Source organism: Streptomyces oryzae, from assembly GCF_017676365.1.
GTDB classification, from domain to species: domain Bacteria; phylum Actinomycetota; class Actinomycetes; order Streptomycetales; family Streptomycetaceae; genus Streptomyces; species Streptomyces oryzae.
Window position 1 is genome coordinate 47,409 of the sequence record NZ_JADKMA010000008.1, and the last position, 26,922, is coordinate 74,330.

Sequence of the window (26,922 nt, forward strand, 5' to 3'; positions counted from 1 at the left end):
GTACGCGCGTTCCTGCGGGGAAGGCCGTGGTTCATCTCCTCGTAACACGGGTGGGCCGGTTTTCACGGCACTGAAACACCGAGGGGCGACGGCGGAAACGGGGCTTCGGAAACCTGGCACTCAACCCGCCCCCCTCCCCCGGCTCCGACCGGGGGGTGCCCCCACCGGCCCGCAGGGTCGCGTACCCCGAGGAGACGTCCACATTGAACGGCGCGGATACCACTTTCGTCTTGGTCAGCGCGTTTCTCGTGATGGTGATGACGCCTGGCCTCGCCTTTTTCTACGGCGGCATGGTCCGGGTGAAGAGCGCCCTGAACATGCTGATGATGTCCTTCATCTCGCTGGCGATCGTCAGCGTTCTGTGGGTGCTCTACGGATACTCACTGGCGTTCGGCCCTGACAGCGGCGGAGTCATCGGGAATCTGGACTTCATCGGCCTCAAGGGCATCTCGCCCGATTCCCTCACCGAGAAGGGCGGCATTCCCGTCTTCGCGTTCATCCTCTTCCAGATGATGTTCGCGATCATCACCCCCGCGCTGATGAGCGGCGCCCTCGCCGACCGTGTGAAGTTCAGCGCCTGGGCGGTGTTCCTCACGCTGTGGGTGACGGTCGTCTACTTCCCCGTCGCGCACTGGGTGTGGGCCGAGGGCGGCTGGCTGTTCGACCTCGGTGTCATCGACTTCGCGGGCGGTACGGCCGTCCACATCAACGCCGGTATCGGGGCGCTGGCCGCCGTGCTGGTCGTCGGCAAGCGCATCGGCTTCAAGAAGGACCCCATGCGGCCGCACAGCCTGCCGCTGGTCATGCTCGGCACCGCGCTGCTGTGGTTCGGCTGGTTCGGCTTCAACGCAGGCTCCGCGCTGGCCGCCGACGGCACCGCCGCCAACATGGCGCTCAACACCCAGCTCGCCACCGGCGCCGCCATGCTGGGCTGGCTGATCTACGAGCGGATCAAGCACGGTGCGTTCACCACGCTGGGTGCCGCATCCGGTGCCGTTGCCGGACTGGTGGCGATCACCCCGTCTGGTGCCGCGGTCAACGCCATGGGTGCGCTGCTCATCGGCATCGTCGCGGGCGCTGTCTGCTCGTGGGCGGTCAGCCTCAAGTACAAGCTCGGGTTCGACGACTCGCTCGACGTGGTCGGCGTGCACCTGGTCGGCGGTGTCATCGGCACCCTGCTGGTCGGCTTCCTGGCCACGGACGGCGGCGGCCTGACCCAGTTCGGCAAGCAGGCGCTCGGCGCCTTCTCGGTGATGGCGTTCTCCTTCGTCGTCTCCTGGCTGCTGGCCAAGCTGGTACAGGCCACGATCGGCTTCCGCGCAGCTCCGGACGACGAGACGGCAGGCGTCGACCAGGCGTTCCACGCGGAGACCGCGTACGACTTCAGCGCCGTCGGCGGCTCCTCGGTCCGCGACCGCAAGGGGCTGCCGGTACCGGGAGTGGCGAGCGGTGAGACCGTGGCCGCAGCCGGCAGTGACCGTCACGACAGCAAGGTGGAGGCATGAAGCTCATCACCGCGGTGATCAAGCCGTACCAGCTCGACGAGGTGAAGGAGGCGCTGCGGGCCTTCGGCGTCCAGGGCCTCACCGTCACCGAGGCGAGCGGATACGGGCGGCAGCGGGGCCACACGGAGGTCTACCGCGGTGCCGAGTACACCGTCGACCTCGTACCCAAGGTGCGCATCGAGGTGCTGGCCGAGGACGAGGACGCGGAACAGCTCCTGGAGATCGTCGTCAAGGCCGCACGCACCGGCAAGATCGGCGACGGCAAGGTGTGGATGGTGCCGGTCGAGACCGCGGTCCGGGTACGGACGGGCGAGCGGGGACCGGACGCACTGTGACGGACGCGGCGGGGGCGCGGACAGCGGCGGGGGCGCGCGGGGCGGACGCCCGGGGCGCGCTCCCCGGGGACGGCGCTGCGGATCCGGCAGCGCTCGCGGGGGGCGGCCCGGGCGGCGGCCCGGGCCGCGCCGGCGGAACTCTCGCCGGGGATGGCCTCGCCGGGGAGAGCCTGGCCGGGGACGGCCCAGCTGGGGACGGCCCAGCTGGGGACGGCCCCGCTGGGGAGTACGCCGAGAGCCTCGCCGGGGGATACGCCGGTGAGAGCAACGCCGAGGGGTACGCGGCAGCCAGGGTACGGCTGTTGCAGGACACGGAGCTGCCAGGGCCCGAGCGCCGCCGCGCCCTGAGCCGGCTGACCGACCAGTGGCTCGCGGGGCTGTTCGCCGCCGCCGCGCCCGCAGGGACCGCGCTGGTGGCCGTCGGCGGATACGGGCACGGGGAGCTCTCGCCGCGCAGCGACCTCGATCTGCTCCTGCTGCACGACGGCCACACCGAAACCGGTGCCCTCGCCGCCCTCGCCGACCGCCTCTGGTACCCCGTCTGGGACCTCGGCCTGGCCCTCGACCACTCGGTGCGCACCCTCACCGAGGCCCGCACCGCCGCGGAGGACGACCTCAAGGTACAGCTGGGCCTGCTGGAGGCCCGGCATGTGGCCGGGGACCAGGAGCTGACGGCCGAGCTGCGCACCGCCGCGCTCGCCCGGTGGCGTGCCCAGGCCCGCAACCAGCTGCCCGAACTGCGCGAGTTCGCCACCGAACGGGCCCGGCGGCACGGCGAGTTGCGCTTCCTGCTGGAACCCGACCTGAAGGAGGCGCGCGGCGGTCTTCGGGACCTCACCGCGCTGCGGGCCGTGGCCGCCTCCTGGCTCGCCGACGCCCCGCGCGAAGGGCTCCAGGAGGCGCGGGACACCCTTCTCGACGTACGCGACGCGCTGCACCTGACCACAGGACGCGCCACCGACCGGCTGGCGCTCCAGGACCAGGACCAGGTCGCTGCGGCTCTCGGCCTGCTGGACTCCGACGCACTGCTGCGCCGCGTCTACGAGGCCGCGGGCGCCGTCAGTTACGCCAGTGATGTGACCTGGCGCGAGGTGGAGCGGGTGCTGCGGTCCCGTACCGGCGCCCCGCGCGGCACCCGGCTGCGCGGGCTGCTGGGGGGCGGCAGGCGCTCCGGCGCCCGCGCGGGCGCACCCGTGCAGGAGCGGACGCCACTGGCCGAGGGGGTCGTGGAGCACGAGGGGGAGGCGGCGCTGGCGCTGCACGCACGCGCCGACCGCGACCCCGTGCTGCCGTTGCGGGCCGCTGCCGCCGCGGCACAGGCCGGGCTGCCGCTGGCGCTGCCCGCCGTACGCAAGCTGGCCCGTACCGCGCCGGATCTGCCGGTGCCATGGCCCGCCGAGGCCCGGGAGGAGTTCGTCACCCTGCTCGGGGCCGGTGAGGCGGCCGTCCCGGTGTGGGAGGCCATGGACGCCGCCGGGCTGATCACCAGGCTGCTGCCCGACTGGGAGCGGGTGCGCTGTCGCCCGCAGCGCAACCCGGTGCACCGCTACACCGTCGACCGGCACCTGGTGGAGACCGCCGTACGGGCCTGTGCGCTCACCCGGCGCGTGCACCGGCCCGACCTGCTGCTGACCGCCGCACTGCTGCACGACATCGGCAAGGGCTGGCCGGGCGACCACTCGGTCACCGGCGAGACCATCACCCGTGACCTGGCGGCCCGTATCGGCTTCGACGCCGCGGACACCCGGACACTCGCCACTCTGGTGCGCCATCACCTGCTGCTCGTGGAGACGGCGACGCGGCGGAATCTGGACGACCCGGCCACCGTCCAGTCCGTGGCCGAGGCGGTGGGCTCCCACGGAACCCTGGAACTGCTGCACGCACTGACGGAAGCGGACGCGCTGGCCACCGGACCGGCCGCCTGGTCCTCCTGGCGCGCGACGCTGGTGGCCGACCTGGTGTCCCGGGTGGCGGCCGTACTCGCCGGTGAGCCCGCCGCCGAGCAGACCGACGGCCAGGAGCTGACGGCAGAGGGCGAGCGCCTGGCCATGGAGGCGTGGCGGACCGGCGGTCCGGTACTGGCGCTGCGCACCCAGAAGGCGGGCCACCAGGAGGCGGCCGCGGCGCCGGACGGTGCCAAGGGACCGTCCGGCAGTGCACAAGGGGCGTCCGGCAGTGCACAACAGCCGTCCGACGGGGAGCACGGGCCCGAGCCCGTCGGCGTGGAGCTCTCCGTGGCGCTGCCCGAGCAGCCGGGGGTCCTCCCCGCGGTCGCCGGGGTGCTGGCCCTGCACAAGCTGACTGTCCGGGCGGCGGATCTGCGACTGACGGAGCTGCCTTGTGCGGTGGACGGGGAAACCCCGCGTGTGCTGCTGCTCACCTGGCGCGTGGCCGCCCAGTACGGCTCACTACCGCAGGCGGCGAGGCTGCGGGAGGACATCGTGCGGGCCCTCGACGGCTCCCTGGGGCTCGCGTCCCGGCTGGCCGAGCGGGAGGCCGCCTACCGCCCGCGCCGCACCGGAGTGCAGCCACCGCCGCCCCGCGCAACTGTCGCCCCGGGGGACTCCGCCGCGGCCACCGTCATCGAGGTGCGGGCCCAGGACGCCCCCGGCCTGCTGCACCGGATCGGCCGGGCACTGGAGGAGGCCGGCGTGCAGGTGAGCAGCGCCCACGTGAGCACCCTGGGCGCGAACGCGGTGGACGCCTTCTATGTGACGGACGCCGCCGGAGCGCCGCTCTCGGACGTGGCGGCGGCCCGGCTCGCCCAGCGGCTCGAGGCCGAGCTGCGCTGACCGCCTGCGGGGGCCGCGGGTGCCCGATCCGGACGGGCGGGGTGGACCTGCCCGCGAGGCGGCTACCCTTGGCAGAGATTGACTCCGCCACCGACCCGAGGACCGACGAGCGCTGTGTTCGATACCCTTTCCGACCGCCTGAGTGCGACGTTCAAGAACCTCCGGGGCAAAGGGCGCCTCAGCGAGGCGGACATCGACGCCACCGCGCGCGAGATCCGTATCGCCCTGCTCGAGGCGGATGTCGCGCTCCCTGTGGTGCGTGCCTTCATCAAGCAGGTCAAGGAACGCGCGCTGGGGGCCGAGGTCTCTCAGGCGCTGAATCCGGCCCAGCAGGTCATCAAGATCGTCAACGAGGAACTGATCGGCATCCTCGGCGGCGAGACGCGGCGCCTGAGGTTCGCCAAGCACCCGCCGACCGTCATCATGCTGGCGGGCCTCCAGGGTGCGGGTAAGACGACCCTGGCGGGCAAGCTGGGCCGCTGGCTCCAGCAGCAGGGGCACACGCCGATGCTCGTCGCGGCGGACCTGCAGCGCCCGAACGCGGTCAACCAGCTCTCCGTGGTCGCCGAGCGCGCGGGTGTGGCCGTCTTCGCGCCGGAGCCAGGCAACGGGGTGGGAGACCCGGTCAAGGTCGCCAAGGACTCGATCACCTTCGCGCGCGAGAAGCAGCACGATGTGGTCATCGTCGACACCGCGGGACGCCTCGGTATCGACCAGGAGTTGATGCAGCAGGCCGCCGACATCCGGGACGCGGTCAGCCCCGACGAGGTCCTCTTCGTCGTCGACGCGATGATCGGTCAGGACGCGGTCACCACGGCGGAGGCGTTCCAGGAGGGCGTCGGTTTCGACGGCGTCGTGCTCTCCAAGCTCGACGGTGACGCGCGCGGCGGTGCCGCCCTCTCGGTCGCACAGGTCACCGGCAAGCAGATCATGTTCGCCTCCAACGGCGAGAAGCTGGACGACTTCGACGCCTTCCACCCCGACCGGATGGCCTCCCGCATCCTCGGCATGGGCGACATGCTCACGCTGATCGAGAAGGCGGAGCAGACCTTCAGCCAGCAAGAGGCCGAGAAGATGGCCGCCAAGCTGGCGAAGGGGCCCAAGGAGTTCACGCTGGACGACTTCCTGGCCCAGATGGAGCAGGTCCGCAAGATGGGCTCGCTCTCCAAGCTGCTCGGCATGATGCCGGGCATGGGCCAGATGAAGGACCAGATCAACAATCTGGACGAGCGGGAGGTCGACCGCACCGCCGCCATCATCAAGTCCATGACCCCCGCCGAGCGCGCCGAGCCGACGATCATCAACGGCTCGCGGCGGGCCCGCATCGCCCGCGGCTCCGGGGTGGACGTCAGCGCGGTCAAGAACCTGGTGGAGCGCTTCTTCGACGCCCGCAAGATGATGTCGCGGATGGCCCAGGGCGGCGGCATGCCCGGAATGCCCGGCATGCCGGGGCTGCCCGGCGGAGGGGGCGCCGGCAAGAAGAAGGGCAAGCAGAAGAAGGCCAAGGGCAAGCGCCAGTCGGGCAACCCGATGAAGCGCAAGCAGGAGGAGCAGGCCGCAGCGGCACGGCGGGCCCAGGGCGGCCAGGGCGGCGCCCTCGGCATCCCGGGCCCCGGCCAGGACGCGGGTGACTTCGAACTCCCCCAGGAGTTCAAGGACATGCTGCCCCCGAAGTGAGCGTGCCGCGGCAAAGGCGGATGATGTCGTCCATGCGCGTATACATCCGCCCTCCGCGGCCCGCGGACGAGCAGCTTTACAGCGAGGCCGTCGTCCGCTCGGCAGACCACCTCCGCCCGTGGAACCCGGTCGAGCCGGACGGCCTTCCCGATCTGCTCCGCCGCCAGGGCCCCGCGCTGCGCACCTTCCTCATCCTCGACCGCGAGGACGAGGGGCTGGTCGGACGGGTGAACGTGGCCAACATCGTCCGGGCCCGCTTCCGCAACGGCTCGCTCGGCTACGACAGTTACCTCCCCTACGCCGGCACCGGACGGATGACCGAGGGGCTGCGGCTGGTCGTCGACCGCTGCTTCCAGCCGGGGCCCGACGGACTCGGCCTGCACCGACTGGAGATCAACGTGCAGCCGGAGAACGAGCGCTCCCTGGCGATGGCCAAACGGCTCGGCTTCCGGCACGAGGGCTTCTCGCCCCGGATGCTCTACATCAACGACGCCTGGCGGGACCACGAGCGCTTCGCGCTGACCGTCGAGGAGTGGCCGGGGCCGGACTGACCGGCGGCCGGGCAGACGGCCGTCCGGTACAGCAGACGGCCGTCCGGTACACAGGAATCGTCCGTACCATCGAGGAAGCGCCGGCGCGCGGTGGGTGAGCGCGCGCGACGGTGACGAGCGCGGTGAACCCGTGCGAGGGGACACGCGTGTCGGTGGTTGTGAGCCAGCGATTGTGAGTCAGTGGTTGCGCGTGTCAGCGATTGCGCGTCAGCGGCTGCGGGAGAAGAACCGGGCTCGGTGAAACGTCCCGGCTTGGGGTGGCTGTTGCGGCTTGAGTGCACATCTTCGGACCCGCACCCATCTCCTCACGCATCACCGAGAACTGACTGGTACGTGCAAAATATTTGCGTTGCCCCGTAATCGGAACACCAGGGCGCCTCTGCTCGTTGGGAACGACGTGAGCACGACACCACCAGTTCTCGCCGCCGAGCTGGCAGCCGCCTGGGCCGACATTCAACGGCACCACCCCGAGCTGCCGGATCTGGCCGCGCCCGAATCCCTGATCGGAGAGTCCTCGTCCGCCTGCGGCACCGGGCTCTCGTTCGAACGGCTGCTCCATGAGGCAGTCCATGGCATCGCCGCGGCCCGCGGCGTCCGGGACACCTCACGAGCCGGCCGTTACCACAACCGCCGCTTCCTGGCGATCGCCGAGGAGCTTGGGCTTGAGCACCCCGAGGAGCCGCATCCCAGCAGCGGCTTCTCCCTCGTGGTGCTCACGCCCGAGACGAGAAGGCGGTACCGACCCACGATCGAGCGCCTCCAGCGGGCGCTGAAGGCGTACAGCGTGGCCACCGAGACCGACACCGGGCGCAGCTTCCGCGGCCCCGCCGCACGGCACGGGTCCTCGGGGGGCGGTGTCCGCGTCAAGGCCGTCTGCGACTGCGGACGCAACGTCCGCGTCGTGCCCTCCGTGCTGGCCCAGGCCCCCATCATGTGTGGCGCCTGCGGCAAGCAGTTCCGCATCCCGGCCGAGTCGGCGCCCGCGCCGGCGGCGGAGCCGATGGCCGTCGGCTGACCCCCGCTGCCGGATCTGCCGCCCCGCCGCGGGATCCGCTTGGCGGTCCGTGGCGCGGGGGCCCCGGTCCGGGGCGGGTTCGGCCGGGCCCCTGCGGTGTGGCATCATGGACGGCTGAACTCGGCAGCCGCACAGGACCCCTCTCTCCTCCGGCTGACGCGTCCATCGGGCACCCGGCGCTACAACCCCACGTGGCAGTCCGCCGTGTCCACCCACGTCAAGACCAGGAGACACCACACCCGTGGCAGTCAAGATCAAGCTGAAGCGTCTGGGCAAGATCCGTTCGCCTCACTACCGCATCATCGTCGCCGACTCCCGCACCCGCCGCGACGGCCGGGCCATCGAGGAGATCGGCCTGTACCACCCGGTGCAGAACCCCTCGCGCATCGAGGTCGACTCGGAGCGTGTGCAGTACTGGCTCGGCGTCGGCGCGCAGCCGACCGAGCCGGTCGAGGCCATCCTCAAGGTCACCGGCGACTGGCAGAAGTTCAAGGGTCTGCCGGCCCCGGAGCCGATGAAGGTTGCCGAGCCGAAGGCCGACAAGCGCGCCCTCTTCGAGGCCGCCGCCAAGGAGTCCGCCGACGAGCCGAAGGGTGAGGCCATCACCCCCAAGGCGAAGAAGGCTGACAAGGCCGACAAGAAGGCGGACGCCGGCGAGTCCGCCGACGCTTCGGCCGCCACCGAGTCGACCGAGGCCTGAGGATGCTCGAGGAAGCCCTCGAGCACCTGGTGAAGGGCATCGTCGACCACCCCGACGAGGTGCAGATCGCGTCCCGCAACCTCCGTCGCGGGCGCGTGCTCGAGGTCCGGGTGCACCCCGACGACCTCGGCAAGGTGATCGGCCGTAACGGTCGCACCGCGCGCGCTCTGCGCACCGTCGTGGGTGCGCTCGGCGGCCGGGGCGTCCGCGTCGACCTCGTCGATGTGGACCAGGTCCGCTGAAGCGCAGCATGCAGCACCGGCACGGGCCGGGGACGGCAGTCACGCCGTCCCCGGCCCGTTGTCGCGCCAGCACCCCACTGGCATCAGTGACATCGCTGGGTGCCGTCGCCATCACGGGTGCCACCGTCACCACGGGCCCCGTCACCAAGGACACCACCGTCACCGCCTCACAACCGACACCCACCGAGCACGGAACCGAGCACGGAGAAGCACAGTGCAGCTAGTCGTCGCGCGGATCGGCCGCGCTCACGGCATCAAGGGCGAGGTCACGGTCGAGGTCAGGACCGACGAGCCCGAACTGCGGCTCGCCCCGGGCGCGGTGCTGGCCACCGATCCGGCCACCGCGGGCCCACTGACCATCGCCTCCGGCCGGGTGCACAGCGGACGGCTGCTGCTGCGCTTCGAGGGCGTGCACGACCGGACCGCGGCCGAGACCCTGCGCAACACGCTGCTCGTCGCCGAGGTCGACCCGGACGAGCGTCCCGAGGACCCGGAGGAGTTCTACGACCACCAGCTGGAGGACCTGGAAGTCGTCACGCGTGACGGCACGGTCGTCGGCCGGATCGAGAGCGTCGCCCACCTCCCCGCGCAGGACCTGCTGGTCGTACGGCGCGAGGACGGCGGGGAAGCGCTGATCCCGTTCGTCCACGAGATCGTCCCGGAGATCGACCTGAAGGCCCAGCAGGCTGTCATCGACCCGCCGCCCGGCCTGCTCGGCGAGGCGGAGCCCGAGGAGTCGGCAGAGGCCGAGGAGTCGCCGGAGGCCGGGGGGCAGGCAGAGACCGAGGGGTCGACGGGAACAGCGGAAGCCGAGGGCGTGGAGAAAGGCCCCGGTCAGGAGAGCTCGCGGTGAGGCTCGACGTCGTCACGATCTTCCCGGAATACCTGGAGCCGCTGAACGTCTCGCTGGTTGGCAAGGCCCGCGCGCGCGGCGTGCTGGACGTCCGCGTCCACGATCTGCGGAACTGGACTCACGACCGGCACCACACCGTCGACGACACCCCTTACGGCGGGGGCCCCGGCATGGTCATGAAGCCCGAGCCCTGGGGCGAGGCGCTGGACGAGGTGCTGGCATCCGGCGAGCCCGGTCAGAGCCCTCCCGTGCTAGTCGTCCCCACGCCCAGCGGCAGGCCCTTCACCCAGGAGCTGGCGGTCGAGCTGGCGGACCAGCCGTGGCTGGTGTTCACCCCGGCCCGCTACGAGGGCATCGACCGCCGCGTCATCGAGGAGTACGCGGACCGCCTCGACGTCCGGGAGGTCTCCATCGGCGACTACGTACTCGCCGGCGGGGAGGCGCCCGTCCTCGTCATGGTCGAGGCCGTCGCCCGGCTGCTGCCCGGCGTGCTCGGCAACGCCGCTTCGCACCAGGACGACTCGTTCGCGCCCGGCACCATGGCCAACCTGCTGGAGGGCCCCGTCTACACGAAGCCGCCGGAGTGGCGCGGCCGTGGCATCCCGGAGGTGCTGCTGAGCGGCCACCACGGCAGGATCGCCCGCTGGCGCCGCGATCAGGCGTTCGCCCGTACGGTGGCCCATCGGCCGGACCTGATCGAGCGCTGCGATCCGGAGGCCCTCGACAAGCACGACCGGGCCACCCTGGAGGCACTGGGCTGGCGGCAGGGCGCGGACGGTCGCTGGCAGCCGGGACCGGCAGCCGAGGCGGCGGAACCGGAGAAGGAGCAGGCCGGGCCCGGGGAGTGATCCTCTGAGGCACAGGCGGCCGATTTGGGCCGCGCGGGCAGCCCATGGAAGAATGGGCTGCTGCCTCACCTCCGGCGCGCGACCCTGCCACAGGGGGACCGACGCCCGCCGAGAGTGGCGGCTCCTCGGATCACCACCACGATTCCGTTGATGACCTGTGGCATCAGCGAGGAAAGCAGACGGACATGTCCCACCTTCTCGACAGCGTCGACGCCGCATCCGTGCGCAAGGACGTACCGGCCTTCCGGCCCGGCGACACGATCAACGTGCACGTCCGCGTCATCGAGGGCAACCGCTCCCGTGTCCAGCAGTTCAAGGGCGTCTGCATCCGCCGCCAGGGTTCGGGCGTCCGTGAGACCTTCACGGTCCGCAAGGTCAGCTTCAGCGTGGGTGTCGAGCGCACCTTCCCGGTGCACACCCCGATCGTCGAGAAGATCGAGGTCGTGACCCGCGGTGACGTCCGCCGCGCCAAGCTGTACTACCTGCGCGACCTGCGCGGCAAGGCCGCCAAGATCAAGGAGAAGCGCGAGAGCTGAGCTCGCGTCCTCGGCGTCCGGAGGGCCGGTTAGGCTTCCGCTCGATGGAGACCGAGGAACAGCACGACGAACCGGAGCGCGACCGTTCTTCCGTTCCCGACCAGGGAAGGAAGGGCAGGTCGCGCTCCGTGCGTCTGGGCCTGTCCGCGGGCTCCGTACTGGCGGTGCTCTTGCTGACAAGTGCGTTCATCGTGCAGCCTTTTCTGATCCCGAGTTCCTCGATGGACCCGACCCTGCGCGTCGGGGACCGGGTGATGGTGAACAAACTGGCCTACCGTTTCGGTGACGGTCCGCGGCGTGGGGACGTCGTGGTGTTCGACGGCACCGACTCCTTCTCGGGGGAAGCAGACCCGGACGCGAACCCGGTGACGACCGCGCTGCACAAGGCCGGCGCGTCGACCGGACTGGTGCGCCCCTCCGAGACCGACTATGTGAAGCGCGTGGTCGGAGTCGGCGGTGACCGGGTGCGCTGCTGTGACAGACGGGGGAGGATCGAGGTGAACGGTCGGCCGGTGGACGAGGACTATCTGCATCCGGGCAACGCCCCCTCCGCCGTTCCTTTCGACATCCGGGTTCCGGAGGGACGCCTGTGGGTGATGGGCGACTACCGTTCCCGGTCCAGCGACTCCCGTGACCACCTCGGCGACCCCGGTGGCGGCACCGTTCCCGTCGAGCGGGTGATCGGGCGCGCCGACTGGATCGGCTGGCCACTGGGCCGCGTCGGCGCGGTGCCCGGCGCGCCCGCGGAGTCGGGCGGCGACGATGGCTGACCCCGAGCACCCCTCAGGGAACTTCGGGCACGGGGCTTCGCAGGGCGGCGGATACGGCGGCGAGGCTGCGTATGGCGGCGTCGGCCATGGCGGTGCTGAATACGGCGAGAGCTCCTATGGCGCGTCGTATCCCTACGCGGAGCCGTACGACTATTCGGAGCCGCACTGGTACAGCAACCCGCCGCAGCCGCAGCAGCCCCAGCAGTCGCCCTACACGCCCCCTGAGACCGCCGCCGTGCCGCCGCGGACGGGGGTGCCGCCGCAGGCCGTGGACGGTGCGGCAGTTGGGGACGCCGCAGAAGTCGCGGGGGTCGGGGGCGCCGCGGGCGCTGGGGGAGAGGAGCCGCCGCCGTTGCGCCGCCCCGGGCAGGGCAGAGCCGACCGCAGGCGGGCTGCAAAACGGATCAGGCGACGCCGCAGGCTCTCCGCGACCAAGGAGATCCCGATACTCATCTGTGTCGCCTTGCTGATCGCATGGGTGCTGAAAACCTTCCTCGTCCAGGCGTTCGTGATCCCGTCAGGCTCGATGGAACAGACCATCCGGATCGGCGACCGGGTGCTGGTCGACAAGCTCACCCCATGGTTCGGCTCCAAGCCGCACCGTGGGGACGTGGTCGTCTTCCAGGACCCGGGTGGCTGGCTGGAGAACGAGAAGAAGGACACCAAGGACCCGCCGGCCGGGATCAAGCAGGGCAAGGAGTTCCTGACCTTCATCGGACTGCTGCCCTCGGACGACGAGCAGGACCTGATCAAGCGGGTCGTCGGCGTCGGTGGTGACACGGTGCGCTGCTGCGACAAGCAGGGCCGCATCACCGTGAACGGAAAGCCGCTGAAGGAGCCGTATCTCCACCCGGGCAACAAACCCTCGAGGATCAAGTTCAAAGTGACCGTCCCTGTGGGACGCGTGTTCGTGATGGGCGACCACCGGGCCAACTCCGCAGACTCCCGCTATCACCTGAAGGAACCCGACCAGGGAACGATCGGGGAGGACCGGATCGTTGGCAGAGCGATTGTCATCGCCTGGCCGTTCGACCATTGGAGGCGGCTCGAAGAGCCGAAGACCTTCGCCTCGGTGCCCGATCCCGCAGGCGTGGCCGCCTCCGCATCCGTTGACCGCGACAACCGAGTGGCGCAACTCCCGTTCTTCGCGGAACTTCCGCTCGTTATGGGATTGGTGGGCCTGTCCCGACTGCGGGACAGGCGAATGCGCAGTGGGAGGAGTGGTTGTGGGGGACTTGGCGGTCGGCACCCGTTCCGGTTCCGGGTACCCGGAGGACGAACGTTCCGGTACGGACAGCAGGACGGACGGCAGGACGCGCGACAGGAAGCGCGACACGACGCGCGACGAAGGACCACCGGCCGTGGAAAGAGAGAGTGACAGTGTGACCGCCGATACTGACGGGACGGCAGCGAGCTCCGGAGCTGACGGGGACGGCCCGTGGAACTCCTCCCCGACGCCGGGCCACGAGGCGCCGGACTCGGACGGAGGAGGCGAGGATCCGAGTGGGAAGAAGCCGGTGAAGAAGCAGCGCTCGTTCTGGAAGGAACTGCCGATGCTCATCGGCATCGCGCTGATCCTCGCGCTGATCATCAAGACGTTCCTGGTGCAGGCGTTCTCCATCCCCTCCGACTCGATGCAGGACACGCTCCAGCGCGGCGACCGGGTGCTGGTCGACAAGCTGACGCCATGGTTCGGGTCCACCCCGGAGCGCGGTGAAGTCGTCGTCTTCCACGACCCGGGCGGCTGGCTCCCCGAGGCGCACGTCGAGGAGAACTTCGTCCAGACGGCGCTGAGCTTCATCGGCCTGATGCCCTCCGCCAACGAGAAGGACCTGATCAAGCGGGTCATCGCGGTCGGCGGTGACACCGTCGAATGCAAGAAGGGCGGCAAGGTCCGCGTCAACGGCACGGCGCTGGACGAGTCCTCGTACATCTTCCCGGGCAACACGCCCTGCGACGACAAGCCGTTCGGTCCGGTAAAGGTGCCCAAGGGCAAGCTGTGGGTGATGGGCGACCACCGTCAGGACTCCCTCGACTCCCGCTACCACCAGAACCAGCCCGGTGACGGCTTCGTCCCGGAGAAGCAGGTGGTGGGCAGGGCCATCGTCAAGGCGTGGCCGATCAACCGCTGGGGCTCGCTGCCGGTGCCGGAGACCTTCGACCAGCAGGGCGTGCAGTCGCGCGCGCTGAACGCCGCACCTGGCGCGCTCGGGCTGGCCGGCGCCGTTCCGCTGGTGCTGTGGCGGCGCAGGCGGCTGGAGACGCGGCTGCACCTGAAGTCGCGGCACGCGCACGGCGAGGGAGAGGCGTCTTCCGAGGGCTGACGGCTTCGCGTACCGCCCGGTAGGGTCAGCGGTCAGCGGTCGGCGCCGGTGTGGGTGCCGGTGCTGGTGTCGGCGCCCGTGGCGCAGGTGCCGGTGGGACCGGCGCGAGACGGCGCGAGGCCGCTGCGAGTACCCGGGAGTGCGGAAGTGAGCATGGCAGAACGTACCGACGAGGGCCGCGGCCGACTGGGCCACCGGCTGTCCTCAGTGGCTGTGGCCCTCGGGTGTGTGCTCTTCCTCGGCGGCTTCGTCTGGGGCGCCGTGCTCTACAAGCCGTACACCGTGCCCACCGACTCCATGGACCCGACAGTGCAGGCCGGTGCCCGGGTGCTGGCCGAGCGGGTGGACGGCGACGAAGTGCGGCGCGGCGATGTCGTGGTCTTCCGGGACTCGGTCTGGGGCACGGTGCCCATGGTCAAGCGGGTCGTGGGAGTCGGCGGCGACAAGGTGGCGTGCTGTGACCGGGACGGCAGGCTCACCGTCAACGGCAAGCCCGTCGACGAGCCGTATCTGCGCGGACAGGGGCGCGACTCGCAGGAACCTTTCGACCCCACCCGCATACCCAAGGGCAAGCTGTTCCTGCTGGGGGACAACAGGCAGGCGTCGCTCGACTCCAGAGTGCACCTGGAGGACGCCGACCACGGCGCCGTGCCCCGCTCCGCCGTCCAGGCTCGCGTCGAGGCCATAGCCTGGCCCGCCGGTGCCTTCGGCATGCTGCCCGAGCCGAGCGGATTCGCCGACATGCCCGGCGGCACCTCGGAACGCGGACCGCTGCCGCTGGCGCTGACCGCCGTGGTCGTGGGGGCCGTCCTGGTGCTGGGCGGTGCCGCGTACGGACCGCTCGCGCGGCGCCGCGCAACTTCGGCCCGACGCCGCCCGGGGTGACGCACAATGGGGGGACGCACGGCTGAAGGGGAACATGCCATGAGCGCCGAGGACCTCGAAAAGTACGAGACCGAGATGGAGCTCAAGCTCTACAGGGAGTACAGAGATGTCGTCGGACTGTTCAAATATGTGATCGAGACCGACCGGCGTTTCTATCTCACCAATGACTACGAGATGCAGGTCCACTCGGTGCAGGGCGAGGTGTTCTTCGAGGTGTCGATGGCGGATGCCTGGGTCTGGGACATGTATCGACCGGCCCGGTTCGTCAAGCAGGTGCGAGTCCTCACGTTCAAGGACGTGAATATCGAGGAGCTCAACAAGAGCGAACTGGATCTGCCGGAGGACTCGGGCTTCAAGGGCTGAGCCTGGCGGGACTCCGTCGAGTACGGGCGGGAAGCGCCCGTACTCGGCCCCCGCCCCTGCTGCTGCCCGCCCGCTGCAGCCCGCCGCGTCGGCTGCCGCCTCCGGCCGACTGCCGGCCGTCCGCCGGGGGCTCTGCCCGCCGGTTCCCGTGCTGCCGAACTTCACTCGGGCGGGTGACGGGATTTTCCACAACCGCCGGGTTCTCCACAGAAAAAGAGCAAGATCACCCAGCCGCCTCCGATGCCGCCACAGTCGGTGTCGGAGGTGGTGCCGTATGAACACCAGCGAAGCGCGGAGCAGCGGACGTTCCGGGGTTGAGCAGCAGGGCGCCGGGGGCCCCGGCACGGGGTCGCAGGGGAGCGTGCGTCCCGGCAAGGAGTCGCGGGGCGGCGGGCAGCGAGGCCCTGGCCGGGCGCGCGCCCGCACGAGGAGTACGGAGCGAGGACGACCGTCGCCCCCGGGCTGCGCGAAGGGCGCACTGGGGCGGTACGGAGAGGACGTGGCGGCGCGGCGGCTGCGCGAAGCGGGGATGGCGATCCTCGAACGGAACTGGCGCTGTGCCGAGGGCGAGATCGACATCATCGCGCGAGACGCGGACGCCGTGGTGATCTGCGAGGTCAAAGCCCGCAGGGCGACCCCCTTCCAGCACCCCATGGCCGGGCTGCCGCCTGCCAAGACGGCACGGCTGCGGCGGCTGGCGGCGCGCTGGCTCAGCGAGTGCTGGGTCGCCCGCTACGGACGCCCGCCGTCCGGCGGGGTGCGGATCGATCTCGTCGGCGTCGTCCTGCCGGACCGCGGCGCACCCGTGGTGCAGCACGTGCGGGGGGTCGGCTGATGGGGTTCGCCCGTACGTCCGCGGTCGCACTCGTCGGGGTCGAGGGGGTCCCGGTCGAGGTGCAGGCCGATCTGGAGCCCGGCGTCGCGGCCTTCACTCTCGTCGGACTGCCCGACAAGAGTCTGACGGAGAGCAGGGACAGGGTGCGGGCCGCGGTGGTGAACTCCGGAGTGCCCTGGCCGCAGAAGAAGCTGACTGTCGGGCTCAGTCCCGCCTCGGTGCCCAAGGGCGGCAGCGGGTTCGACGTCGCGGTTGCCTGCGCGGTGCTCGCGGCGGCCGAGCGCATCGATCCGCGGGAGATCGCCGGTGTGGTGATGATCGGCGAACTGGGTCTGGACGGCCGGGTGCTGCCGGTGCGTGGCGTCCTCCCGGCTGTCCTGGCGGCTGCCGACGCGGGCTATCGGCAGGTGGTCGTCCCCGAGCAGACGGCAGCGGAGGCGGCGCTGGTCCCGGACGTCTCCGTGCTGGGCGTGCGCAGCCTGCGCCAGCTCATCGCGGTGCTGGCCGACGAACCGGTCCCCGAGGAGCCCGACCGCAGTGACGAGGGCCTGCCGGGCACTTTCCACGCCGGGCTCGCCGGGCTGCCCGCAGCGGCGCCCGGACTGACCGGACTGCTGGCCGACGAACGCCCGGTGGACCTCGCCGATGTGGCCGGACAGCACCTCGCCCGTCGTGCCCTGGAGATCGCCGCGGCCGGGCGGCACCACCTCTACTTCAAGGGGCCGCCGGGGGCGGGAAAGACCATGCTCGCCGAACGGCTGCCGGGCCTGTTGCCCCCGCTCAGCAGGAAGGAGTCGCTGGAGGTGTCGGCTGTGCACTCGGTCGCGGGTGCGCTGCCGCCGGGCCACCCGCTCGTCGGCCGGCCGCCGTACTGCGCGCCCCACCACTCGGCCACCATGGCGGCGCTCGTCGGCGGCGGCTCCGGAGTGCCCCGCCCCGGTGCCGTCTCGCTGGCTCACCATGGCGTGCTTTTTCTGGACGAAGCGGCCGAATGCGGAGCTCAGGTCCTGGATGCCATGCGACAGCCGCTGGAGTCGGGGTATGTCGTCGTGGCGCGGGCCGCGGGGATGATGCGGATGCCGGCCAGGTTCCTGCTCGTGCTGGCCGCGAATCCGTGCCCGTGCGGACAGCACGGCAGCGACGGCGTCTTGTGCGAGTGCCCGCCAGCCATGGTGCGCCGCTACCGGGCGCGGCTGTCCGGGCCCCTGCTGGACCGCGTCGACCTCCGTGTCAACGTGGAACCGCTCGCCCGCTCCGAACTGGCTGCCATGGACGGGCGGGGGGAGTCAACCGCCGTGGTGGCCGCCCGGGTGCTGGAGGCCAGGGAGCGGGCCGCGGCGCGTTACGCGGACACTCCGTGGAGGATCAACAGCGAAGTTCCCGGCCACGAACTCCGCACCCGGCACCCCGCCATGCCAGGAGCGCTCACCGATGCGATGGACGATCTGGAACGCGGTCTGCTCACCGCACGCGGCCTGGACCGGGTGTTGCGGGTCGCCTGGACGGTCGCCGACCTCGCCGGCCACCCCAGGCCCACCCGCGACGACGTCAACTTCGCCCTGGAACTGCGTTCCGGCATCTGCCGGAGCCCTCTGGTGCCGGAGGTCCCCGCATGACGGCCGAGCATCAGGGCTCCGGCATGCGACCGGCTTCCCCGCGCCCCGGCTCGGAGGACGCAGCGACCGCCTCCGGGCATCGGCCGCCCGGCGGAGCCCCGCGGAGCAGCACGCGCGGAGGCCATGGACCTGCCCTCCAGCGCCGGGACCGGCCCATGGACGGTTGCAGGGGGACTCCCCGGGCCGCGCTGTCGCGAGGCCGAGCCGCAGCAGAGCCGCCGCCGAAAGGTACGGAACGGGAACGGCTCGAGGCACGACAGGAACGGCTCGGGGAAGGTGCGGGCCGCCTCGTCGCGGGGCACGCGCCGACTGAGCCCGAGCGCCTCGCGCGGGCGGCTCTCACCAGGATCGCCGAGCCGGGCGACGAACTCGTCGGACGGTGGGTCGCCGCATACGGGCCGTGCGAGGTGGTGGACGCGCTGTGCGGGAGCGGGCCGCCGCTCGACGGGGCAGGGGAGCGGCGGTGGGCTGGTCTGCGGCTGCGCGCCGCCCAACTGCGGCCGCAGGAGGACCTGGAGGCGATTGCCGGGTGTGGTGGGCGCTTCGTCTGCCCGGGCGATCTCGAATGGCCGCACCAGCTCGACGACTTGGAGAGCGCCAGACCGTTCGGCCTGTGGGTGCGCGGCACGCCCTCCCTACGAGTGTGGGCGCTTCGCTCGGTGGCCGTGGTCGGTGCCCGGGCCTGCACCGAATACGGTGCGCACTGCGCGACCGTACTGGCCGCGGGGCTCGCCGAACGGGGCTGGACTGTCGTCTCCGGCGCGGCCTATGGAGTCGACGCCGCCGCGCACCGGGGAGCCCTGGCCGTGCGCGGGCCGACGGTCGGTGTGCTGGCGTGCGGGGCCGATGTCGGCTACCCGCCGGGCAACCAGGAGCTGATCCGCGCGTTGGGCGAGCGCGGGCTGCTGGTCGCCGAGCTGCCGCCTGGGGACCACCCGACCCGCAGCAGGTTCGTCCTGCGGAACCGGGTGATCGCCGCCCTCACCCGGGGAACGGTTGTAGTAGAGGCGGCTCTGCGCAGCGGGGCACTGGTCACGGCCCGCCGTGCCCTCGGGCTGGGCCGGCACCTGATGGGGTTGCCCGGCCCTGTCACCTCCGGGCTCTCCCAGGGCGTGCACCAACTCCTGCGCGGTGAGGCCACAGTGGTAACCGATGCGGCGGAAGTGATCGAGCAGGTGGGCATGATGGGCGAACTGGCCCCTGAGCGCCGCGGACCCGCGGTAGCGCGCGACGCGTTGAGCTCCGCTGCGGCGCGGGTGCTGGAGGCGCTGCCCGGCCGGGGCGCCGCTGATCCGGCTCGCATCGCGTGCTCCGCGGGCGTTCCGCCGGACGAAGCCGTCGCGCGGCTTCACGAACTGCGGGCGCTCGGCTTCGTCGAACGCGACGGTGACAGATGGCAGTTGACCCCGCGCCGCAAGCGGCACTCCATCGGGTGATGAAGCGGTCCTTGACCTGGGGCTATCGGGTGAAAGGCTGAGCTGTGCGCGCTCGCCGGGGCGACACGGCCCCGTCAGGGCACCGCACCCTGGCCCGGTGCCCGGTCATGCCCGCCGCTTCCGCTTCCGGCCCCGCCGAGCCACCGCGGAAAGGAGCACGCCGGCGCAGAGGGAAAGCACAATACGTCGCACACTGCGACGTTGCGGTCACGCTACGCTCACATCATCTCGCCACGAGATGCACGATTCCGTATACCCGCACGATTCCGTATACCCACAGACCACCACTACCCAGCAGAACGGCTCAAGGCGACGTATGCCTCAGCACATCTCCGGGCCCGACCGCACAGCAGCAGCGGCCGCCGAAGCCGCACGCGCCGTGGTCGACGACGACACGCCCAGGACTGCGCCCAGCTCGCTGGACGAACTCTGGCGGTCCTACAAGGCCACGGCGGACAGCAGGCTGCGCGAACAGCTCATCCTGCACTACTCGCCCCTGGTCAAGTACGTCGCGGGCCGGGTGAGCGTCGGGCTGCCGTCCAACGTCGAGCAGGCCGACTTCGTCTCCTCCGGGATCTTCGGACTCATCGACGCCATCGAGAAGTTCGACCCCTCCCGCTCCATCAAGTTCGAGACCTACGCCATCACCCGCATCCGGGGGGCGATGATCGACGAACTGCGGGCCCTGGACTGGATCCCCCGCTCGGTACGGCAGAAGGCCCGCGCTGTCGAGCGTGCCTACGCCACCCTCGAGGCCAAACTGCGCCGCAGCCCCTCCGAGGCGGAGGTCGCCGAAGAGATGGGCATCGAGATGGAGGAACTGCACGGCGTCTTCAGCCAGTTGTCACTGGCCAACGTGGTGGCGCTGGAAGAACTGCTGCATGTGGGCGGCGACGGCGGCGACCGGCTCAGCCTGGTGGACACCCTGGAGGACACCGCGGCCGACAATCCGGTCGAGGTCGCCGAGGACCGGGAACTGCGCCGGCTGCTCGCCCGCGCCATCAACACCCTGCCCGAGCGGGAGAAGACCGTCGTGACGCTCTACTACTACGAGGGACTCACCCTCGCCGAGATCGGCCAGGTGCTCGGTGTCACCGAGAGCAGGGTGAGCCAGATCCACACCAAATCGGTTCTGCAACTGCGTGCCAAGCTCGCCGACGCCGGCCGCTGACCGAGCGTTCGCTGATCGAACCGGTCGCTCAGGACCCGTGCAACTCTCGACCTCCCCTCCGTAAGCTAGTGGCGTGCCCAGGATTCGAGCGGCCTCCGTGGCCGAGCACCGGAACATGCAGCGCGCGGCCCTGCTGGATGCCGCCAGGTCGCTGCTGTCCGAGGGCGGTACGGAAGCCCTGACCTTCCCCGCTCTCGCCCAGCGCACCGGCCTCGCGCGCTCCTCTGTCTACGAGTACTTCCGCTCCCGCGCCGCGGTCGTCGAAGAGCTGTGCGCAGTCGACTTCCCGGTGTGGGCAGCCGAGGTCGAGTCCGCGATGCGGGCGGCTGTTACGCCGGAAGGCAAGGTCGAGGCGTACGTGCGTCAGCAGCTCGCTCTGGTGGGGGACCGCCGGCACCGCGCTGTCGTCGCGATCTCAGCCGGTGAGCTCGACGCGGGCGCCCGCGAGCGGATCCGCGCCGCGCACGGCGGGTTGATCTCCATGGTCGTCGAGGCGCTCGGCGAGCTCGGCCACGCCCAGCCCCGGCTCGCCGCGATGCTGCTCCAGAGCGTGGTGGACGCGGGGGTGCGCCGTATCGAGCTCGGGGCCGCCGAAGATCCGGAGCAGATCGCCGAAGCCGCTGTCTCCATGGCGCTGAACGGCGTTCGGGGCTGACGGCGGCCGGAGCTGGCCGCAGCCGCCGGTGCGCCCAGAGGGCAGCCAGTGCGAGCGCACCCGCCGGAATCCACGCCTCAGGTCCGCTGCCGCCCGGCCCGCTTGTGGCGGCACCCGAGGCTGCCGGCCGCATTTCAGAGCCCCGTTTTTCAGCACCGGCGCGTTCAGAGCCCCGGTCCCGGGTGCCGGCGCCCGGCACCGGCACCCCGCGGACCGGCAGTAGCCGGGAGTGACCGCCGAGGAGCGCTGTGGGCAGGAGGGAGAGCGGGTCGAGATAGCGCTCTCCGCGCAGCAGTCCCCAGTGCAGGCAGCTGTGCGGGCAGTGCCGGCCGTCGGCGACCGTGCCCACCCGCTCGCCGGCCCGCACCCGTTCCCCCTTCCGCACGGTGGGCCGTACCGGTTGATACGTCGTCCGCAGTGGCGGCCGGCCCGTGCCCGTGAGCTCGATTGACACCACGCCTCGCCCCGCGACCCGACCCGCGAACGACACCCGGCCGTCCGCCACGGCCCGCACCGGCCGGCCCGGCGGAGCCGCCAGATCGACCCCGCGGTGACCCGCGGCCCACGGCTCGGGCGGCGGATCCCAGCCTCGGGAGACCCACGGCCGTCGTGCGCCGTCCACCCCCTTGACAGGCCAGGCCCTCCCAGCCACAGTGCGCCCGTCGTCGGCGCTCTCACCGTCCTCGCGCTCCGCCGCACGCAGGCGCCCCTCCGCACGGTGGTGGCCGACTCCCGCACCCGCGGGCGTGAGGAGAACGTCGGGTGCGGGAGGTCTCATGGCCCGGGCCCGGGCCCAGGCCGCACCGGCCGGTGCGTTCCCTCTCGACGGTGGAAATGCACCCAGCACCGTCAGCAGCGCAACTGCCACCGCGGCCGACAGCCCAGCGACCAGCGCTGCCCGGCACCGGGCAGCACCCCGCACTCGCTCACCAGGGGCGACACGGCCCCGCACGGGCTCTCCGCGGACGGCGCGGCTCACCGCTCCGTGCCCTGCGATGCGGCACAGCGCAGGGCGTCCGGCCGTAGCGCGCCCAGCCTTGTGCCCGGCGGAGTGCCGCCTCGCTTCGCGTCCGGCAGCCCACCGCCCCACCCAACGCCCTGCGCAGCGGTCCACCGCCCCGCGCCGCGCGGTGCGGCGCGTGGCATCCCGTCCTGCGGTGCGGCGCGTGGCATCCCGTCCTGCGGTGCGGCCCGTCGCCCCCGGCCCGGAGGCTCGGCGCACGTCGCCCGATCCGGAGGCCCCGTGCACCTCCCCCGATCCGGAAGCCGGGCGCACCTCCCCCGGTCCGGGCGCCCGCCGAACCGCCTCGCATCCGACCAGGCGCCGAACCGTCTCGCTGCCAGCCGGGCGGCGCACCGCCGCGAGTTGCCGTAGGCCCGGTCGCAGGGGAGACCGGGGGTCGAAGGGTGCCCCGTCGTCCGGGGGCCTGTGCTGTTCCATGGGGAGAACGGTGGCGCGGGTCCGCGCTCCGCGGGGATCTTGGCCGGGATCTGTGGGTAACTGCCCGGTTGTGGACAACTCCGTCACCCGTGCGAGGGACGTGGGGCCGCCCGCGGAACCGGCCGTACGCTCCACATCCCCGGCGGATGGCTCCGGGCCCCCGCCGGGAGCGGCGGCCCTCCGTGGTCCCGTACACTGCTGGTGCGGCCCGGGTGACCGGGCTGACTTCGCACGTCCCGCCACCCTCACCCGGTGGCCGCGCATCTCGGTCCCAGGAACGGTCCCGGTCCCCAGCCGGACCCTCCGGGCGGCGCGCCAGGGACGTCAGGCAAGCGGGGGCCGTCCGGCCTCCGCTGACGACAACCGAGTAACTCAAGGAGAACGGCCATGGCCGTCGTCACGATGCGGGAGCTGCTGGAGAGCGGCGTCCACTTCGGGCACCAGACCCGCCGCTGGAACCCGAAGATGAAGCGCTTCATCTTCACCGAGCGCAACGGCATTTACATCATCGACCTGCTCCAGTCGCTGTCGTACATCGACCGCGCCTACGAGTTCGTCAAGGAGACCGTCGCGCACGGCGGCTCCATCATGTTCGTCGGCACCAAGAAGCAGGCCCAGGAGGCCATCGCCGAGCAGGCCACCCGCGTGGGCATGCCCTACGTGAACCAGCGCTGGCTCGGCGGCATGCTGACCAACTTCTCGACGGTCTACAAGCGGCTGCAGCGCCTCAAGGAGCTGGAGCAGATCGACTTCGAGGACGTGGCCGCCTCCGGCCTCACCAAGAAGGAGCTGCTGGTTCTCTCCCGCGAGAAGGCCAAGCTGGAGAAGACCCTCGGCGGTATCCGCGAGATGCAGAAGGTGCCCAGCGCCGTCTGGATCGTGGACACCAAGAAGGAGCACATCGCCGTCGGCGAGGCGCGCAAGCTCAACATCCCGGTGGTGGCGATCCTCGACACCAACTGTGACCCCGACGAGGTCGACTACAAGATCCCGGGCAACGACGACGCGATCCGCTCCGTCACCCTGCTGACCCGCGTGATCGCCGACGCCGTGGCCGAGGGCCTCATCGCCCGCTCGTCCGGCGGCGCCGGTGAGGGCAAGGGCGAGAAGGCCGCCGGTGAGCCGCTGGCCGAGTGGGAGCGCGACCTCCTGGAGGGCGAGAAGGCCGCCGAGAAGCCGGCTGCCGAGGCCGAGAAGTCCGCCGAGGGCGAGGCCGAGGCCAAGCCCGCCGCTGAGGCGCAGCAGGCCGGCGAGGGCGAGCAGGCGGCGGCCCCCGCCGAGCAGGGCTGACCCACGGGCCACGTGGATCACGAGGACCCCACAGGTTCGCGGTGAGACGGCGGGGGCCGGGTGCCCCCGCCGTCCAGCCGTGAGCTGAACCGGCCGCGTGACTCCGATCCAACCTCATCGACTTTCCGAGAAGAGATTCACAGACCATGGCGAACTACACCGCCGCCGACGTCAAGAAGCTCCGGGAGCTGACCGGCGCCGGCATGATGGACTGCAAGAAGGCGCTGGACGAGGCCGAGGGCAACGTCGACAAGGCCGTGGAGATTCTGCGCGTCAAGGGCCAGAAGGGCGTCGCCAAGCGCGAGAGCCGCACGGCCGAGAACGGCGCGGTCATCGCCCGGATCGCCGACGACAACGCCGCCGGTGTGCTCGTCGAGCTCAAGTGCGAGACCGACTTCGTCGCCAAGGGCGAGAAGTTCCTCGCCGTCGCCGAGGCCATCGCCACGCACGTCGAGGCCACCTCCCCGGCCGACATCGACGCGCTGCTCGCCTCCGAGATCGAGTCCGGCAAGACCGTCCAGGCGTACGTCGACGAGGCCAACGCCAGCCTCGGCGAGAAGATCGTGCTGGACCGCTTCGCGCAGTTCTCCGGCGCCTACGTCGGCTCCTACCTGCACCGCACCAGCCCGGACCTGCCCCCGCAGGTCGGCGTGCTGGTCGAGCTGGACTCGGCGAACGAAGAGATCGCCAAGGACGTCGCGCAGCACATCGCCGCCTTCGCGCCGGCCTACCTGACCCGCGAGGACATCCCGGAGGAGACGGTCGCCAACGAGCGCCGCATCGCCGAGGAGACCGCCCGCGAGGAGGGCAAGCCGGAGCAGGCTCTGCCGAAGATCATCGAGGGCCGGGTCAACGGCTTCTTCAAGGAGAACACCCTCCTCGACCAGCCCTTCGCCAAGGACAACAAGAAGTCCGTGCAGAAGGTCCTGGAGGAGGCCGGTGTCTCGCTGAAGCGCTTCGCCCGCTTCCGCGTCGGCGCCTGAGCCCGTTCCTGACGCATCCCGCGGGCCGGTTCTGTTCGCTCAGAGGTGGAGTACACCGAGCACCGGGCACAGAACCGGCGCGGGCCCGATAAGGTCGGGCACAGGGCAGTTGTGACGAGGAGGCCATTGCCGCAGAGGGAACCGCGAGGATCCGACGGCAGTGGCCTCTTTCGTATGTGCACGAGGAGATCTCCATGACCAGCAATGACACCGGCAAAGACAGTGACCATCGGCGGCGCTTCCTGCTGAAGCTCTCCGGCGAGGCGTTCGCCGGCGGCGGCGGACTCGGTGTCGACCCCGACGTCGTGCACAAGATGGCCCGGGAGATCGCCTCGGTCGTCCGTGACGGTGCCGAGATGGCCGTCGTCATCGGGGGCGGCAACTTCTTCCGCGGCGCCGAGCTCCAGCAGCGCGGCATGGACCGGGCCCGCTCCGACTACATGGGCATGCTGGGCACCGTGATGAACTGCCTGGCGCTCCAGGACTTCCTGGAGAAGGAGGGCATCGACTCGCGCGTCCAGACCGCCATCACGATGGGCCAGGTCGCCGAGCCCTACATCCCGCTGCGCGCCATCCGGCACCTGGAGAAGGGCCGCGTCGTCATCTTCGGTGCCGGTATGGGCATGCCGTACTTCTCCACCGACACCACGGCCGCCCAGCGTGCGCTGGAGATCAACGCCGAGGTGATGCTGATGGGCAAGAACGGCGTGGACGGCGTCTACGACTCCGACCCGGCGAGCAATCCGGCAGCAGTGAAGTTCGACGCGCTCGAGTACGGCGAGGTCATCACCCGCGACCTGAAGGTCGCCGACATGACCGCGATCACGCTCTGCCGCGACAACAAGCTTCCGATCCTCGTTTTCGAGCTGCTTGCCGAAGGCAATATCGCCCGCGCGGTCAAGGGTGAGAAGATCGGCACCCTGGTGAGCAACCAGGGCACCCGGGTCTGACCGCCCCGCCGACGGTTTCGCGGGCGCGGCCGACCTGTGTGCGCGATTCCCTCGGCAACACCGGGGCGCAGGAACGGCCCGGTACGGGGATGGACAACAGCCTGCCGGTCGGACACCGTGCAGGAATCAGGGCATCGCGGGGGCCGGGGCGGCCCGCGGGGCGGCCGTCAGCTCACAGCCCCGGATGAAGCAGTCAGGCTCATTCATCGAACCAGGAGCACGTGGTGATCGAAGAGACCCTCCTCGAAGCCGAGGAAAAGATGGAGAAGGCGGTCGTCGTCGCCAAGGAGGACTTCGCCGCTATCCGCACCGGCCGTGCGCACCCGGCGATGTTCAACAAGATCTTGGCGGAGTACTACGGCACGATGACGCCGATCAACCAGCTCGCGTCGTTCTCCGTCCCGGAGCCGCGGATGGCCGTGGTGACTCCGTTCGACAAGAGCTCGCTGCGCAACATCGAACAGGCCATCCGCGACTCGGACCTGGGCGTCAACCCGTCGAACGACGGCCACATCATCCGGGTGACGTTCCCCGAGCTGACCGAGGAGCGCCGCAGGGAGTACATCAAGGTCGCCAAGAACAAGGGCGAGGACGCCAAGATCTCCATCCGCAGCATCCGGCGCAAGGCCAAGGAGACCATCGACAAGGCCATCAAGGACGGCGACGTCGGTGAGGACGAGGGGCGCAGGGGCGAGAAGGAGCTCGACGACACCACCGCCAAGTACGTCGCACAGGTGGACGAGCTGCTCAAGCACAAGGAGTCCGAGCTGCTCGAAGTCTGAGCCCACCGTCTCAAGGTCCGAGGTCGAAGGCTGCTATCTGTGAACGACTCATCCTGGGGAGCGCCGCAACCGAACGCGGGGTACTGGGGTCCTCCCGACCAGGGCTCCGCCCCTTCGGCGATGCCCCGCCCGGGCGATGGTCAGGTCTCCGCATACGACGTAAACGCCCCCGTGCACGGTATGGGCGGCAACGCGTCGCAGACTCGGCCTATGCCCATTGTGTCCGACTCCGGGAGCCCCGGTGACGGCGGAGACGGCCGCGACGGCCGGCACCGTCCCGAAGGTCCTGGTTTCACAGATCCCGCCCATTCCCCCGGCGCTGCGCAGCCGTACGGCCAGGACGGGCCGGAGCACACCCCCCGGCAGC

Annotated in this window: 26 protein-coding genes and 1 pseudogene; 26 read left to right on the forward strand and 1 reads right to left on the reverse strand. The window is 71.1% G+C overall.

The features are described 5' to 3' along the window. The first annotated feature begins 203 nt into the window (after positions 1-203). From ITI46_RS02980 to ITI46_RS03085, 22 genes are all read left to right on the forward strand, one after another. Positions 204-1,505 (forward strand): ammonium transporter, encoded by a 1,302-nt coding sequence (locus tag ITI46_RS02980; protein WP_209237773.1) that lies wholly within the window; start codon positions 204-206, stop codon positions 1,503-1,505. Continuing rightward, positions 1,502-1,840 carry a P-II family nitrogen regulator gene (locus tag ITI46_RS02985; RefSeq protein ID WP_099884599.1) on the forward strand — a complete coding sequence of 113 codons (339 nt, stop codon included), beginning with the start codon at positions 1,502-1,504 and terminating at the stop codon, positions 1,838-1,840. Before ITI46_RS02980 ends, ITI46_RS02985 begins: the two co-directional genes overlap by 4 nt. A gap of 299 nt (positions 1,841-2,139) precedes the next feature. Further along, positions 2,140-4,632 (forward strand): [protein-PII] uridylyltransferase, encoded by a 2,493-nt coding sequence (locus tag ITI46_RS02990; RefSeq protein WP_247745393.1) that lies wholly within the window; start codon positions 2,140-2,142, stop codon positions 4,630-4,632. Between the two features lie 114 nt (positions 4,633-4,746). Continuing rightward, positions 4,747-6,309 (forward strand): signal recognition particle protein, encoded by a 1,563-nt coding sequence (gene ffh / locus ITI46_RS02995; RefSeq protein WP_209237774.1) that lies wholly within the window; start codon positions 4,747-4,749, stop codon positions 6,307-6,309. 32 nt (positions 6,310-6,341) lie between these two features. Continuing rightward, positions 6,342-6,860, forward strand: a complete 519-nt coding sequence (locus tag ITI46_RS03000) for a GNAT family N-acetyltransferase (protein WP_247745379.1) — start codon at positions 6,342-6,344, stop codon at positions 6,858-6,860. 349 nt (positions 6,861-7,209) lie between these two features. Then, on the forward strand, positions 7,210-7,875 hold the full coding sequence (locus ITI46_RS03005; RefSeq protein WP_209237776.1) for a hypothetical protein: 666 nt from the start codon (positions 7,210-7,212) through the stop codon (positions 7,873-7,875). A 241-nt stretch (positions 7,876-8,116) separates the two neighbouring features. Further along, entirely contained in the window at positions 8,117-8,575 is a 459-nt protein-coding gene (gene rpsP, locus ITI46_RS03010; protein WP_209237777.1) for a 30S ribosomal protein S16, read from the forward strand. Between the two features lie 2 nt (positions 8,576-8,577). Then, positions 8,578-8,817, forward strand: coding sequence for an RNA-binding protein (locus ITI46_RS03015; RefSeq protein WP_209237778.1), 240 nt, complete (start codon positions 8,578-8,580; stop codon positions 8,815-8,817). Between the two features lie 86 nt (positions 8,818-8,903). Continuing rightward, positions 8,904-9,041, forward strand: a complete 138-nt coding sequence (locus tag ITI46_RS03020) for a hypothetical protein (RefSeq protein ID WP_209237779.1) — start codon at positions 8,904-8,906, stop codon at positions 9,039-9,041. Continuing rightward, the gene (gene rimM / locus ITI46_RS03025) at positions 9,032-9,670 is read left to right on the forward strand and encodes a ribosome maturation factor RimM (protein WP_209237780.1); all 639 of its coding nucleotides are present in this window, start codon (positions 9,032-9,034) and stop codon (positions 9,668-9,670) included. The genes ITI46_RS03020 and rimM overlap by 10 nt, the downstream gene beginning before the upstream one ends. Beyond that, a complete protein-coding gene (gene trmD, locus ITI46_RS03030) occupies positions 9,667-10,518 on the forward strand; it encodes a tRNA (guanosine(37)-N1)-methyltransferase TrmD (RefSeq protein ID WP_209237781.1) in 852 nt (283 codons plus the stop codon). Before rimM ends, trmD begins: the two co-directional genes overlap by 4 nt. Positions 10,519-10,703: 185 nt before the next feature. After that, positions 10,704-11,054 carry a 50S ribosomal protein L19 gene (rplS, locus tag ITI46_RS03035; RefSeq protein WP_209237782.1) on the forward strand — a complete coding sequence of 117 codons (351 nt, stop codon included), beginning with the start codon at positions 10,704-10,706 and terminating at the stop codon, positions 11,052-11,054. A 44-nt stretch (positions 11,055-11,098) separates the two neighbouring features. Then, on the forward strand, positions 11,099-11,824 hold the full coding sequence (gene lepB / locus ITI46_RS03040; protein ID WP_209237783.1) for a signal peptidase I: 726 nt from the start codon (positions 11,099-11,101) through the stop codon (positions 11,822-11,824). Between the two features lie 352 nt (positions 11,825-12,176). Then, a complete protein-coding gene (gene lepB, locus ITI46_RS35690; RefSeq protein ID WP_307808045.1) occupies positions 12,177-13,202 on the forward strand; it encodes a signal peptidase I in 1,026 nt (341 codons plus the stop codon). A 4-nt stretch (positions 13,203-13,206) separates the two neighbouring features. Next, positions 13,207-14,148, forward strand: a complete 942-nt coding sequence (lepB, locus tag ITI46_RS03050; protein ID WP_307808043.1) for a signal peptidase I — start codon at positions 13,207-13,209, stop codon at positions 14,146-14,148. A 153-nt stretch (positions 14,149-14,301) separates the two neighbouring features. Beyond that, complete coding sequence (gene lepB / locus ITI46_RS03055; protein ID WP_209237784.1) at positions 14,302-15,033, forward strand: signal peptidase I; 732 nt, start codon at positions 14,302-14,304, stop codon at positions 15,031-15,033. Between the two features lie 39 nt (positions 15,034-15,072). After that, positions 15,073-15,396 carry a DUF2469 domain-containing protein gene (locus tag ITI46_RS03060; protein ID WP_027735391.1) on the forward strand — a complete coding sequence of 108 codons (324 nt, stop codon included), beginning with the start codon at positions 15,073-15,075 and terminating at the stop codon, positions 15,394-15,396. Between the two features lie 499 nt (positions 15,397-15,895). After that, positions 15,896-16,231, forward strand: coding sequence for a YraN family protein (locus ITI46_RS03065; protein WP_307808044.1), 336 nt, complete (start codon positions 15,896-15,898; stop codon positions 16,229-16,231). After that, on the forward strand, positions 16,231-17,847 hold the full coding sequence (locus ITI46_RS03070; RefSeq protein ID WP_209237785.1) for a YifB family Mg chelatase-like AAA ATPase: 1,617 nt from the start codon (positions 16,231-16,233) through the stop codon (positions 17,845-17,847). The genes ITI46_RS03065 and ITI46_RS03070 overlap by 1 nt, the downstream gene beginning before the upstream one ends. A gap of 155 nt (positions 17,848-18,002) precedes the next feature. Then, on the forward strand, positions 18,003-19,283 hold the full coding sequence (gene dprA / locus ITI46_RS03075) for a DNA-processing protein DprA (RefSeq protein ID WP_209237786.1): 1,281 nt from the start codon (positions 18,003-18,005) through the stop codon (positions 19,281-19,283). 316 nt (positions 19,284-19,599) lie between these two features. Then, positions 19,600-20,454 carry an RNA polymerase sigma factor WhiG gene (gene whiG / locus ITI46_RS03080; RefSeq protein ID WP_209237787.1) on the forward strand — a complete coding sequence of 285 codons (855 nt, stop codon included), beginning with the start codon at positions 19,600-19,602 and terminating at the stop codon, positions 20,452-20,454. 115 nt (positions 20,455-20,569) lie between these two features. Next, a complete protein-coding gene (locus ITI46_RS03085) occupies positions 20,570-21,109 on the forward strand; it encodes a TetR/AcrR family transcriptional regulator (RefSeq protein WP_209237802.1) in 540 nt (179 codons plus the stop codon). A 277-nt stretch (positions 21,110-21,386) separates the two neighbouring features. Here the strand turns inward: ITI46_RS03085 and ITI46_RS35985 are convergent. Further along, positions 21,387-22,814, reverse strand: a pseudogene (locus ITI46_RS35985) (murein hydrolase activator EnvC family protein); the annotation flags it as partial. Positions 22,815-22,937: 123 nt separating this feature from the next. Between ITI46_RS35985 and rpsB the strand changes: the two are divergent. The 4 genes from rpsB (at position 22,938) to frr (ending at position 26,555) form a co-directional block, all read left to right on the forward strand. Next, a complete protein-coding gene (rpsB, locus tag ITI46_RS03095; RefSeq protein ID WP_209237788.1) occupies positions 22,938-23,840 on the forward strand; it encodes a 30S ribosomal protein S2 in 903 nt (300 codons plus the stop codon). 146 nt (positions 23,841-23,986) lie between these two features. After that, positions 23,987-24,823 (forward strand): translation elongation factor Ts, encoded by an 837-nt coding sequence (gene tsf / locus ITI46_RS03100; RefSeq protein WP_209237789.1) that lies wholly within the window; start codon positions 23,987-23,989, stop codon positions 24,821-24,823. Positions 24,824-25,017: 194 nt separating this feature from the next. Beyond that, entirely contained in the window at positions 25,018-25,773 is a 756-nt protein-coding gene (pyrH, locus tag ITI46_RS03105; protein ID WP_209237790.1) for a UMP kinase, read from the forward strand. 224 nt (positions 25,774-25,997) lie between these two features. Further along, positions 25,998-26,555, forward strand: a complete 558-nt coding sequence (gene frr / locus ITI46_RS03110) for a ribosome recycling factor (RefSeq protein WP_209237791.1) — start codon at positions 25,998-26,000, stop codon at positions 26,553-26,555. Positions 26,556-26,922 lie beyond the last annotated feature (367 nt).